Origin of the sequence: Streptomyces sediminimaris (genome assembly GCF_047049295.1) — a bacterium.
GTDB classification, from domain to species: domain Bacteria; phylum Actinomycetota; class Actinomycetes; order Streptomycetales; family Streptomycetaceae; genus Streptomyces; species Streptomyces sediminimaris.
The window spans coordinates 4,686,647-4,699,571 of record NZ_JBJWOT010000001.1; the positions used below are offsets into that span (position 1 = coordinate 4,686,647).

7 protein-coding genes are annotated in these 12,925 nt (G+C 73.4%); all 7 read left to right on the forward strand.

The features are described from left to right. The first annotated feature begins 116 nt into the window (after positions 1 to 116). A complete protein-coding gene (locus ACJ9NR_RS21805) occupies positions 117 to 707 on the forward strand; it encodes a small secreted protein (protein ID WP_412493639.1) in 591 nt (196 codons plus the stop codon). Positions 708 to 761: 54 nt separating this feature from the next. Beyond that, positions 762 to 2,288 (forward strand): DUF7059 domain-containing protein, encoded by a 1,527-nt coding sequence (locus tag ACJ9NR_RS21810; protein WP_412493638.1) that lies wholly within the window; start codon positions 762 to 764, stop codon positions 2,286 to 2,288. 809 nt (positions 2,289 to 3,097) lie between these two features. Beyond that, positions 3,098 to 3,295, forward strand: a complete 198-nt coding sequence (locus ACJ9NR_RS21815) for a hypothetical protein (protein WP_412493637.1) — start codon at positions 3,098 to 3,100, stop codon at positions 3,293 to 3,295. Positions 3,296 to 3,542: 247 nt separating this feature from the next. Beyond that, positions 3,543 to 6,383, forward strand: coding sequence for a type I DNA topoisomerase (gene topA / locus ACJ9NR_RS21820; RefSeq protein ID WP_412493636.1), 2,841 nt, complete (start codon positions 3,543 to 3,545; stop codon positions 6,381 to 6,383). Between the two features lie 224 nt (positions 6,384 to 6,607). Further along, positions 6,608 to 9,865, forward strand: coding sequence for a dTMP kinase (gene tmk, locus ACJ9NR_RS21825; RefSeq protein ID WP_412493635.1), 3,258 nt, complete (start codon positions 6,608 to 6,610; stop codon positions 9,863 to 9,865). A 100-nt stretch (positions 9,866 to 9,965) separates the two neighbouring features. After that, entirely contained in the window at positions 9,966 to 11,171 is a 1,206-nt protein-coding gene (locus ACJ9NR_RS21830) for a DNA polymerase III subunit delta' (protein ID WP_412493634.1), read from the forward strand. 97 nt (positions 11,172 to 11,268) lie between these two features. Next, on the forward strand, positions 11,269 to 12,852 hold the full coding sequence (locus ACJ9NR_RS21835) for an alpha/beta hydrolase (protein ID WP_412493633.1): 1,584 nt from the start codon (positions 11,269 to 11,271) through the stop codon (positions 12,850 to 12,852). Positions 12,853 to 12,925: the final 73 nt, after the last annotated feature.

The window sequence follows — 12,925 nt, forward strand, 5'->3', positions numbered from 1 at the left end:
TCACACCCGCACCGTGAGCCTTCTCTCTCCTGGTGCAAAAGGGATGAACGCATAGCTTCCGGACGTGCGACACGCGGTCGCCGCGTGCCTGCCGTGTATGTTCCGGGGCCGGAGCCATGGAAGGGACCGATCCGGTGAACAAGAAGCTCGCGGCCGCACTGTCCGGCGGTGCGGTACTGGTGATGGCGCTGTCGGGATGCAGCAGTGACAAGGGCAACGACAAGCTGGACGCCTGGGCCAAGCAGGTCTGCGACGCGGTGCAGCCGCAGGCCAAGAAGATCGAGGCCGCCAACACCGCGATCCAGAAGGAGACCTCGGACAACAGCACGCCGGAAGCGGTCCAGAAGACCGACGCGCAGGCCTTCCAGGACATGTCCGACGCCTACAAGGCGATCGGCGCCGCCGTGCAGACGGCCGGCGCCCCGGCCGTCGACAACGGTGAGAAGAAGCAGAAGGACGCGGTCAAGGAGCTCGACCAGATCGCCGCGTCGTACGCCTCGCTGAAGACGCAGGTCGACAAGCTCGACACCAAGGACCAGGCGAAGTTCGCCGACGGCCTGAAGGACATCGCGACCTCGCTGGACAAGCTGAGCAAGAGCGGCAACGACGCGCTGAAGAACCTCGAGGAGGGCGACGTCGGCAAGGCGATGGCGAAGCAGGAGAGCTGCAAGACCGCGCCCACCTCGGCCCCGGCGACGGCGAGCTGACACCGATCCGGGCAAGAGCTGCAGGCTGCCGCCCGTCCCCGCCACAATGGGGGCGTGAGTATCTCAGGCCTGCCTGCCCTGCCCGCCGTCCCCGCCGCCGGCCGACCCGACGTCGCCGTCCGGCTGCGGGACGCTCTGCTCGCGGCGTCCTTCACCGCCGACGGGCTGCTCGAACTGCTCGGCGCCCCCGCGTACGCGGCGCTCGCGCGCAGCGAGACGGTCCCCGCGCTCCGGGCGACCCGCGGTGACACCGCTCTGGAGGTGCTCGTACGGCTCTTCCTGCTCCAGCAGCCGGTGCCCCTCGCGCGCGCGGAGGCCGTTCTGCCCGTCGAGGCCTGCCTGGAGAGCGGCTGGCTGGTGGCCGCGGGCGGGAACGAGGTCGCGGCGACCGTGGACGTGCGGCCCTACGGCGGGCCCGACGGGGAGGACTGGTTCATCGTCTCCGACCTCGGGTGCGCCGTCGGCGGCGCGGGCGGGATCGGCAGCCGTGAGGAAGGCGTCGTCCTCGGCGTCGGCGGCGCCTCCACGACCCTGGCGGGCATCACCGTCCGCAGGCCCGTCTCCTCGGCCCTCGACCTCGGCACCGGCTCCGGGATCCAGGCGCTGCACGCCGCGCTGCACGCCACGCGCGTGACGGCGACCGATCTCAACCCGCGCGCGCTGCACGTCACCGCCCTCACGCTGGCCCTCTCCGGCGCCCCCGCGGCCGACCTGCGCGAGGGCTCGCTGTATGAGCCCCTGCGCGACGACGAGACGTACGACCTGATCGTCTCGAACCCGCCCTTCGTGATCTCCCCGGGCGCGCGGCTGACCTACCGCGACGGCGGGATGGGCGGGGACGATCTGTGCCGCTCGCTCGTTCAGGGAGCGGGGGAGCGGCTGAACGAGGGCGGGTTCGCGCAGTTCCTGGCCAACTGGCAGCACGTCGAGGGAGAGGACTGGCAGGACCGGCTCAGGTCCTGGGTGCCGCGCGGATGCGACGCCTGGATCGTGCAGCGCGAGGTGCAGGACGTCACGCAGTACGCCGAGCTCTGGCTCAGGGACGCCGGTGACCACCGGGGCGAGCAGGCCGAGTACCAGGCGCGCTACGACGCGTGGCTGGACGAGTTCGAGGCGCGCAAGGTCCGGGCCGTCGGGTTCGGCTGGATCACCCTGCGGCGCACCGGGGCGGCCGTGCCCTCGGTCACGGTGGAGGAGTGGCCGCACCCGGTCGAGCAGCCGCTGGGCGAGACGGTGCGGGCGCACTTCGGCCGTCTCGACTATTTGCGGGCGCACGACGACGCGGCCCTGCTGGAGGGCCACTTCAAGCTCGTCGCCGAGGTCGTCCAGGAGCAGGTGGGGCTGCCCGGCGCCGAGGACCCGGAGCACGTGGTGCTGCGGCAGAACCGCGGCATGCGCCGGGCCACCAGGGTGGACACGGTCGGCGCGGGCTTCGCGGGCGTCTGCGACGGCACGCTCAGCGCGGGCCGCATCCTGGACGCGATCGCCCAGCTGGTGGGCGAGGACCCGGTGCTGCTGCGCGACCGCACGCCGGCGCAGATCAGGCTCCTGGTGGAGCAGGGGTTCATCGAGCCGGCGTGAGCCCGGGCCACGCCGCCGAGGCGTCTGCGCTCGGCACCGTCGGCACCGTCGGCACCGCGGGCACTGCGGGCACTGCCGGCACCGCGGGCACTGCGTGCACCGTCGGCACCGCGGGTACCGCGGGCACTGCCTGCGCTGTCGGCACCGCGGGCACTGCGTGCACCGCCTGCGCTGTCGGCACCGCGTGCACCATCTGCACCGCGTGCACCGCTCGCACTGCCGGCACCGGCCGCACCGCCAGTACGCCGGCACTGCACCGCCTCAGCCCGCCCGAAACCCCCCGATGTCCGGGAGCCCCCTCTCGTGCGGAGGCCGGCGGCGTGCCGCACGTGCGCAGGGCTACGCCGTTGTGCCGACCGGCAGGTGCCCCGCCGCGGCCGATCGCGGTACGCCATCCCTCGTACCCGGCCGGTGCGCCGCGACAGGAGGCTGGGGCGTCCAGCGGCGTCTGCGAGGACGTCCAGCCGCCTCGGCGAGGGCGTCCAGCCCGCTCTGGGAGCCGCAGCCCGCCGACTGCGCCGATCCCGCGCCCGTGGCGGACGACGGCCCGGCGGCTCGAAGGCGGCTGGGGAGACGGCTGGGAAGGCGGCAGGAGAGACGGCTGGGGAGACGGCTGGGAAGACGGCCGGAAAGACACCCGCGCCGGGTGCGGTCCGAGCCGGATCCCGGGGCGCGGGCCGGTGCCCCGGGGTGAGTGCGCGGGCCGTCGGCTCCCCGTTCACCCCGGGTTCGTCTGTGCGCCGCCCGCGCGTGTCAGCCTCGCCGCACCGGGCACTCGCCGACGGGAGAACAAGGGGGCACGGGGAGTCATGGAGAGCGGACCGGCGATCTTCGCCGGAGTGGTGTTCACCCTGTTCGGTGGGGCGCTCGTGGTGTGGATCGCGGCCCGGGCGCGGCACCGCGAGCCCGTCGCGCACGGTGTGAGCCCCGTCGCATCGGCGGCGCTCGCGAGCCTCGCCTCGGTGATCGCGCTGATTCTCGGGGCCTGGTGCCTCACCCGGGTGTGAACGCCGCTCCCGAGCTGCGGCTGGGACAATGGAGAGGTGATCCTCCGGAACGGCTCGAAAAGGCCGGTGGGTACTCCGGGCGGCAGGAATGACGGAAGTCGGGTTACCGTTCGAGTGGCCGTTGCGGGCTTTTCCCGTTTGACACGGGGGCGGGAGGTACCGTCACACTCCGCAGCGTCACCACGACCCGACCCCGGGACGAACACCCCTGGGGAGGCCCCAGCGTCGACCGGAGAGAAGAGCGAAGTTGTCCCCGACCAGCGAGACCGCACACGGCGGCCGCCGACTCGTCATCGTCGAGTCGCCTGCCAAGGCGAAGACGATCAAGGGCTATCTCGGTCCCGGCTACATCGTCGAGGCCAGCGTCGGGCACATCCGTGACCTTCCCAACGGCGCCGCGGAGGTGCCGGAGAAGTACACCGGCGAGGTCCGCCGCCTCGGTGTGGACGTCGACCACGACTTCCAGCCCATCTATGTGGTCAACGCCGACAAGCGTGCCCAGGTCAAGAAGCTCAAGGACCTGCTGAAGGACTCCGACGAGCTCTACCTCGCCACCGATGAGGACCGGGAGGGCGAGGCCATCGCCTGGCACCTGCAGGAGGTGCTCAAGCCCAAGGTCCCGGTCAAGCGCATGGTGTTCCACGAGATCACCAAGTCGGCGATCCAGGCCGCCGTGGCCAACCCGCGCCAGCTCAACCAGCTGCTGGTCGACGCCCAGGAGACCCGCCGCATCCTCGACCGCCTCTACGGCTACGAGGTCTCGCCGGTGCTGTGGAAGAAGGTCATGCCGCGCCTGTCGGCCGGCCGCGTCCAGTCCGTCGCCACCCGCCTCGTGGTGGAGCGGGAGCGCGAGCGCATCGCCTTCCGCTCGGCCGAGTACTGGGACCTGACGGGCACCTTCGCGACCGGTCGTGCCGGAGACCCCTCGGATCCGTCGTCGCTGGTGGCCCGGCTGCAGACCGTCGACGGCCGGCGCGTGGCGCAGGGCCGCGACTTCGACTCCCTCGGGCAGCCGAAGAGCGCGAACACCCTCCACCTCGACGAGGCGAACGCCCGCGCGCTCGCCGCCGCCCTGGAGAACACGCGGTTCTCGGTGCGGTCCGTCGAGTCCAAGCCGTACCGCCGCTCGCCGTACGCCCCGTTCCGTACGACGACGCTGCAGCAGGAGGCGAGCCGCAAGCTCGGCTTCGGCGCGAAGGCCACGATGCAGATCGCGCAGAAGCTGTACGAGAACGGCCACATCACCTACATGCGTACGGACTCCACGACGCTCAGCGACACCGCCGTGGCCGCCGCCCGCGCCCAGGTGACGCAGTTGTACGGCGCCGACTACCTGCCGCCCCAGCCGCGGACGTACGCCGGGAAGGTGAAGAACGCGCAGGAGGCGCACGAGGCGATCCGCCCCTCGGGTGATCGTTTCCGCACGCCCGCCGAGACGGGCCTGACCGGCGACCAGTTCAAGCTCTACGAGCTGATCTGGAAGCGGACGGTCGCCTCCCAGATGAAGGACGCGACCGGCAACTCGGTCACGGTGAAGATCGGCGGCGCCGCGGCCGACGGCCGGGACGTCGAGTTCAGCGCGTCCGGCAAGACGATCACCTTCCACGGCTTCCTGAAGGCCTACGTCGAGGGCGCCGACGACCCGAACGCCGAGCTGGACGACCGTGAGCGCAGGCTGCCGCAGGTCGCCGAGGGCGACGCCCTCACGGCCGAGGAGATCACCGTCGACGGCCACGCGACCAAGCCCCCGGCCCGCTACACCGAGGCCAGCCTGGTCAAGGAGCTGGAGGAGCGGGAGATCGGCCGTCCCTCGACGTACGCGTCGATCATCGGCACGATCCTCGACCGCGGCTACGTCTTCAAGAAGGGCACGGCGCTCGTCCCGTCCTTCCTGTCCTTCGCCGTGGTCAACCTCCTGGAGAAGCACTTCGGGCGGCTCGTCGACTACGACTTCACCGCCAAGATGGAGGACGACCTCGACCGCATCGCCCGCGGCGAGGCGCAGGCCGTGCCGTGGCTGAAGCGGTTCTACTTCGGCGAGACGGTGCCGGGTCACAACGGCACCGCCGCCGAGGCGGGCAACGGCGACGGGGACCACCTCGGCGGCCTCAAGGAGCTGGTGACCGACCTCGGGGCGATCGACGCGCGCGAGGTGTCGACGTTCCCGGTGGGCAACGACATCGTGCTCAGGGTCGGGCGCTACGGCCCCTACATCGAGCGCGGCGAGAAGGACTCCGAGAACCACCAGCGGGCGGACATCCCCGAGGACCTCGCCCCGGACGAGCTGTCCGTGGAGCTCGCCGAGGAACTGCTCGCCAAGCCGAGCGGCGACTTCGAGCTCGGCACCGATCCGCGGACGGGCCATCAGATCGTCGCCAAGGACGGCCGTTACGGCCCGTACGTCACCGAGGTGCTCCCCGAGGGCACCCCGAGGACCGGCAAGAACGCCGTCAAGCCGCGTACGGCCTCGCTGTTCAAGTCGATGTCGCTGGACACGGTGACGCTCGAGGACGCGCTCAAGCTGATGTCGCTGCCGCGCGTCGTCGGAACCGACGCCGAGGGCCAGGAGATCACCGCGCAGAACGGGCGCTACGGGCCGTACCTGAAGAAGGGCACGGACTCGCGTTCGCTCACCTCCGAGGAGCAGCTCTTCACGATCACGCTCGAAGAGGCGCTGCAGATCTACGCCCAGCCCAAGCAGCGCGGCCGGGCCGCCGCCAAGCCGCCGCTGAAGGAACTGGGCACCGACCCGGTCAGCGAGAAGCCGGTCGTGGTCAAGGACGGCCGCTTCGGGCCGTACGTCACCGACGGGGAGACCAACGCGACCCTGCGCTCCGGCGACAGCGTCGAGGCGATCACCCCGGAGCGCGGCTTCGAACTGCTCGCGGAGAAGCGGGCGAAGGGGCCCGCCAAGAAGACCGCGAAGAAATCGGCCGCCAAGAAGACGGCCGCGAAGAAGGCCCCGGCCAAGAAGGCGACCGCGGCCAAGAAGACCGCGGCGAAGAAGACGACCACGACCGCGAAGACGGCCGCGAAGAAGACTGCCACCAAGAAGGCGACGGCTTCGAAGACGGCGTCGGACGACTGAGCCCGGGCGCCCTTCTCCACGGACGCCCCGGGCGCCTTTCTTTACGGACGCCCCGGGCGCCCTTCTCCACGGACGCTCCGGGCGTGTTTCTCCACGACCACCCGGGGCGCCTTTCTCCACGGATGCTCCGCACAACGCACGCCCCGGTATCGCTTTGGTGTCGGGGCGTGCGCACGTTCCGGCGCGCCCCACGGGCTGTCAGCCGGTCCCGATAGGCTGAACGCATGACGCGAGCCGAGCAGCCAACGGCCCACCACCCGGCCCCCGACGACGCACTTGCCGCGGACTCCCGCGAGCGCGCCGTCCGCTCCCTGCTGCGCCGTCCGCAGATGCGGCGGTTGTGGAGCGCCCAGCTCGTGAGCGGCGTCGGCGACACCCTCGCCCTCCTCGTGCTGGTGCTCCTCGTGCTCCAGGCGGCGATCGGCCAGGGCTCGTTCGGCGGCGGTTACCGCGGCGTGGCGCTCGCGGTGGCGGCCGTCTTCGGCGTGCGCGTTCTGGCGACGCTGCTGTTCGGGGCCGTGCTCCTCGGGCCGCTGACCTCACTGACCTCGCAGGAGGGCCCGCTCGACCGCCGATGGACCATGGCCGGTGCCGACGGCCTGCGCGCCGCGGTGCTCATCGTCGCGCCGCTGTGGATCGACTGGACACCCAGGAACGCACTGGCCCTGCTTCTGGTCAGCGCCTTCGTGACCGGAGTCGCCGAGCGCCTGTGGACCGTCTGCCGGGAGAGCGCGGCGCCCGCGCTGCTGCCCGCCCCGCCCCTGGAGGGCGCGACGGTACGGCCGCTGCCGGACCACATGGACGCGCTGCGCCGGCTGTCGCTGCGCACGAGCTTCGTGGCGATCCCCGCCGCGGCCGCCGTGCTCGTCGTCGCGGGGCTGCTCAACAACCTGCTGGGCGCCGGGATCGACTGGTTCGGGCAGCACCAGGCGGCGCTCGCCTCCTACGTCGCGGCCGGCCTGTTCGCCGCGTCCCTGTCCGTGCTGACCTACCTCGAACTGCCCGGCACGCGCACGCCCCGCGCGCGTTCCCCGCTCGAAGGACTGCGCCGCCCGAAGACGGGCACGGGCGTGGACAAGGGCCGTACGGGCGCCATTCCGCTGCTGGTGTTCGCCTCGGCCGCCGTCGCGGGCGCGATCTCCGCGGCCGTCGCGGTCTGCGTGCTGCACGCCAGGGACCTGGGCGGCGGCCCGGTGCTCTACGGGCTGCTGGTGTTCGCGCTGACCGGCGGTGTCGTCGTCGGCATCCGCACCGCGCCCGCCCTGCTGCCGGCCCTCTCACGACGCCGGCTGCTGGCGCTGGCGATCGCCTTCACCGGTGTCGCGCTGCTGGCCGCCGGGCTCGTCCCGGACGTCACCACCGTGCTGCTGATCGTCGCGTTCGCCGGCATCGGCGCGGGCGTGGCCGCCAACACCGGGCATACGCTGCTCGACCAGGAGGCCGAGGACCACCGGCGGGCGCGCACGACCGAGCACCTGCACGCGGTCGTCCGCGTGTGCGTGGCGCTCGGCGCGGTCGTCGCACCCGTGGTGGCGGCGGGGATCGGCCCGCACCGCCTGGAGAACGGCAGGTTCGTCTTCGCGCACGGCGGCGCCGCGTTCACACTGATGCTGGTCGGCGCACTGCTGCTGCCCGTGGCCGCGCTGGTCCTGGCCAAGGTCGACGACCGCTCGGGCGTACCGCTGCGGCAGGATCTGCGCGACGCGCTGCTCGGCGGCGACGACCCGCTCACGGCACCCGCCGCGAACGGCTTCTTCATCGCTCTGGAGGGCGGTGACGGAGCGGGCAAGTCGACCCAGGCCGAGGCGCTCGCCGAGTGGATCCGGGGCAAGGGCCACGAGGTCGTCCTGACGCGCGAGCCGGGCGCCACGCCGGTCGGCAAGCGGCTGCGCTCGATCCTGCTGGACGTGTCGAGCGCCGGTCTCTCCCACCGCGCGGAGGCGCTGCTGTACGCCGCGGACCGCGCCGAGCACGTGGACACCGTGGTCCGGCCCGCCCTGGAGCGCGGCGCGGTCGTCATCACCGACCGCTACGTCGACTCCTCGGTGGCCTACCAGGGAGCGGGCCGCGACCTGTCCCCGACCGAGATCGCCCGCATCAACCGCTGGGCGACGAACGGCCTCGTACCGCACCTGACCGTGCTGCTGGACGTGTCGCCGGAGATCGCGCGCGAGCGGTTCACGGAGGCGCCGGACCGGCTGGAGTCGGAGCCCGCCGAGTTCCACGCGCGCGTGCGGTCCGGTTTCCTGACGCTGGCCGCGGCCGACCCCGGGCGGTACCTGGTGGTGGACGCGGGCCAGGAGCCCGAGGCCGTCACCACCGTCGTACGCCACCGGCTCGACCTGATGCTGCCGCTGTCCGAGGCCGAGGTGCGGGCCCAGGAGGAGGCGCGCAGGAAGGCCGAGGAGGAAGCCCGCAGGAAGGCCGAGGAGGAGGCCGCGCGCAAGGCCGAGGAAGAGCGGCTGGAGCGCGAGCGCCTGGAGCAGCTCGAGCGGCTGCGCGCCGAGGAGGAGGAGCGCAAGCGGCGCGAGCTGGAGGAGGCGCAGCGCCGCGAGGCCGAGCGGCAGGCGGAGGAGGCCCGGCTGCGGGCCGAGGAGGCGCGCAAGCGCGCCGAGGAGGAGCAGGCACGGCTCCTCGCGGAGGAGAAGGCGCGCGCCGAGGAGGAGGCCCGCCGCAAGGCGGAGGAGGCCCGCCGGCGCAAGCAGGCCGAGGAGGAGGCCCGGCTGCACGCCGAGGCCGAGGCGCGGCGCCTGGAGAAGCAGCGCAAGGCGGAGGAGGCGCTGCTGCGGGCCGAGGAGGCCCGGCGGCTCGCCGAGCGGGCCGCGGCCGCCGCGGAGGCGGGACCCCGGCAGCCGGAGCCGCCCGCGGCCGCGCCGGAGGCGACGACGGTGCCGACGCCCGCGGTGACGCCGACGACTGCGGCGGCCGGGCCCGCCGACGAGACCGCGGTACTGCGGCCGGTGCGCGAGGACGGACGGGACGGCGCGGGTGGTGGCAAGCGCCCGGCCGCCGAGTCCGAGGCCGAGGTCACGGCGAAGCTGCCGAAGCCGCCGGCTCCCGAACGGGCCGAGGACGAGACGGCCGTGCTGCCGCCCGTCGTGCCGGGTGCCGCCGACGAGACCGCGGTGCTGCCGCCGGTGGCCCCCGGACCGGAGGAGGAGACCGCCGTGCTGCCCCCCGTGCGGGACGACGCCGCCGCGCACCGGGTGCCGCCGGGATACTTCAGGGACGAGCCGGCCGGAGCGCGGCCGGAGGGTGCCGAGGACCGTACGCGCGAGATGCCGCAGATCCCCGTGGAGGAGGAGCCGCGGCGCCGCGCCCGCCCGGACTGGGCCGAGGAGACGCCGCTGGACGACCTGCCGACGCTGGCGGACGAACTGCTCGGCCCGCGGGACGGCGAGGACGAGCACGACGAGGGCCGGGACCAGGGCCAGGGCCAGGAGCAGGGGCGGGGACGGCGCGGCCGGGGCCGCCGGGGCTGAGACCCCGGGCCCGCCCGGCCGGCCGGCGCGCCCGTTGTCAGTGCCGCCCCGCACAATGGATCCGGCAACGTGACACGGGACGAAGGGGCGGGGTGAGCTGATGACCGTCTGGGACGACCTCGTCGGCCAGGAGAAGGTGGCCGGGCAGCTCGACGCCGCCGCCCGGGACGCCGACGCGCTGGTCACCGCGGCCGCCGCCGACACGCCGCCGCCCGAGGCGTCGAAGATGACGCACGCCTGGCTGTTCACGGGGCCGCCGGGCGCCGGGCGGACGCAGACGGCGCGGGCCTTCGCCGCCGCGCTGCAGTGCGTCAGCCCCGACCGCGCGCTCGGCGGCAGCCCGGGCTGCGGCTTCTGCGACGGCTGCCACACCGCACTCGTCGGCACGCACGCGGACGTCACCACCGTCGCCGCCGTCGGCTCGCAGATCCTCGCCGAGGACATGCGCGACACCGTCCGCAAGTCCTACACCTCGCCCGCGAACGGCCGCTGGCAGATCATCCTCGTCGAGGACGCCGAGCGGCTGAACGAGAAGTCGGCCAACGCCGTCCTGAAGGCGGTGGAGGAGCCCGCCCCGCGCACGGTGTGGCTGCTGTGCGCGCCCTCCGTCGAGGACGTCCTGCCCACCATCCGCTCCCGCTGCCGCCACCTCAATCTGCTGACGCCCTCGGTGGACGCCGTCGCCGACATGCTCGTACGGCGCGAAGGCGTCGAACCGGCCGTCGCCGCCGCCGCGGCCCGCGCCACGCAGGGACACGTGGACCGCGCCCGCCGCCTGGCCACCGACCCGGCCGCCCGCGAACGCCGCGCCGCCGTGCTGAGGCTGCCGCTGCGGGTCGGGGAGATCGGCGGCGCGCTCAAGGCCGCCCAGGAACTCGTGGACGCGGCCGCCGAGGACGCCAAGCAGCTCGCCGAGGAGCGGGACGGCAAGGAGTCCGACGAGCTGAAGGCGGCGCTGGGCGCGGCCCAGGGCGGCCGGCTGCCGCGGGGCACGGCGGGCGTGATGAAGGACCTCGAGGACAAGCAGAAGCGCCGCAGGACCCGCACGCAGCGCGACAGCCTGGACGTCGCCCTGACCGACCTCACCGGCTTCTACCGCGACGTCCTCGCCCTCCAGCTCGGCTCGCGCGTGGCCATCGCCAACGCGGACGCCGAGGAGTCCCTGGAGCGGCTGGCCCGCGGCGGCTCCCCGGAGTCCACGCTCCGCCGCATCGAGGCGATCGCCGCCTGCCGCGACGCCCTCGACCGCAACGTGGCCCCGCTGCTCGCGGTGGAGGCGATGGCGATGGCGCTCAGAGCGGGCTGACGGCGCGGGCGGGCAAGGCGCGTTGACGTTGTCATCCGTACGAGGCACGACGCGCACGGAGGGTGTTCGTGTGGCTGCGCAGAGTTACGCTCGCCAGATGCACATCAGGCGCAGCTCCCGTCCCCGCCGGCCCCGCACCGTCGCCGCTCTCCTCGCCGTGTCCGCGCTGCTCGTCTCCGCCTGCTCCTCCGGCGGCCGCGCGGACGCGGGTGACCGGGCGGCACAGGCGGCGCTGGCCGCACTGCCGCAGTCGACGCCGTCCGCCCTGACGCCGTACTACGGGCAGAAGCTGAACTGGCGCGAGTGCGGCGTCCCGGGCTTCCAGTGCGCCACGATGAAGGCACCGCTGGACTACGCCAGGCCGGACGCCGGCGACGTGCGGCTCGCCGTGGCCCGCAAGAAGGCCACCGGAAAGGGCAAGCCGCTCGGTTCGCTGCTCGTCAACCCCGGCGGACCGGGCGGCTCGGCGATCGGGTACCTCCAGCAGTACGCCGGCATCGGCTACCCGGCGAGCGTCCGGGCCCGTTACGACATGGTCGCGGTCGATCCGCGCGGCGTGGGCCGCAGCGAGCCCGTCGAATGCCTCGACGGCCGCCGGATGGACGCGTACACGCAGACGGACGACACGCCGGACGACCGCGGGGAGGCGAACCAACTCGTCGCCGCGGACAAGAAGTTCGCCCACAGCTGCGAGAAGCACTCGGGGAAGCTGCTGGAGCACGTCTCCACGGTCGAGGCGGCCCGTGACATGGACATCCTGCGGGCCGCGCTGGGCGACTCGAAGCTGACGTACGTCGGGGCGTCGTACGGGACATTCCTCGGAGCGACGTACGCCGGGCTCTTCCCGGGACGTGTGGGACGCATGGTGCTGGATGGCGCGATGGACCCCACCCTGACCTCGCGCCGGATGAACCTGGACCAGACGGCGGGGTTCGAGACGGCGTTCCAGTCCTTCGCCAAGGACTGCGTGCGGCAGCCGGACTGCCCGCTCGGCCACAAGGGCACCACGCCCGCGCGGGTCGGCGAGAACCTCAGCGCCTTCTTCCGGAAACTGGACGCGCACCCCGTCCCCACCGGTGACGCCGACGGCCGCAAGCTGGGCGAGGCGCTCGCCACCACCGGCGTCATCGCGGCGATGTACGACGAGAGCTCGTGGGGCCAGCTGCGCGAGGCACTGGCGTCGGCGATGAAGGAGCACGACGGCGCCGGCCTGCTCGTCCTCTCCGACAGCTACTACGAGCGCGACGCCGAGGGCCGCTACTCGAACCTGATGTCCGCCAACGCCGCCGTGAACTGCCTCGACCTCCCCGGCGCCTTCACCGGCCCCGACGACGTGCGCAAGGCACTCCCGTCCTTCGAGAAGGCGTCCCCGGTCTTCGGCGCGGGACTCGCCTGGGCCGCCCTGAACTGCGCGTACTGGCCGGTGAAGCCCACCGGAGCCCCGCACCGCATCGAGGCGAAGGGCGCCGCCCCGATCGTCGTGGTCGGCACCACCCGCGACCCGGCGACGCCGTACCGCTGGGCCCGCTCCCTGTCCCGCCAGCTCACCTCGGCCCGGCTGCTGACCTATGTCGGCGACGGCCACACCGCCTACGGCCGCGGCAGCGCCTGCATCGACTCCGCGATCGACACCTACCTGCTCCGCGGCACCCCTCCCACCCGGGGAAAGCGCTGCTCATAGCGCCGCCCGAGGCCTCGCGGCCACCGCCCCCGGGGCCGGTACGGAGCACCCTCCGAAACTGTGTAGACTTACC

Excerpts from the sequence above, each read along its gene's own strand:
- ACJ9NR_RS21805 (WP_412493639.1), top strand. The coding sequence starts at position 117 with ATGGAAGGGACCGATCCGGTGAACAAGAAGCTCGCGGCCGCACTGTCC.
- ACJ9NR_RS21815 (WP_412493637.1), top strand. The coding sequence starts at position 3,098 with ATGGAGAGCGGACCGGCGATCTTCGCCGGAGTGGTGTTCACCCTGTTC.
- tmk (WP_412493635.1), top strand. The coding sequence starts at position 6,608 with ATGACGCGAGCCGAGCAGCCAACGGCCCACCACCCGGCCCCCGACGAC.
- ACJ9NR_RS21830 (WP_412493634.1), top strand. The coding sequence starts at position 9,966 with ATGACCGTCTGGGACGACCTCGTCGGCCAGGAGAAGGTGGCCGGGCAG.
- ACJ9NR_RS21835 (WP_412493633.1), top strand. The coding sequence starts at position 11,269 with ATGCACATCAGGCGCAGCTCCCGTCCCCGCCGGCCCCGCACCGTCGCC.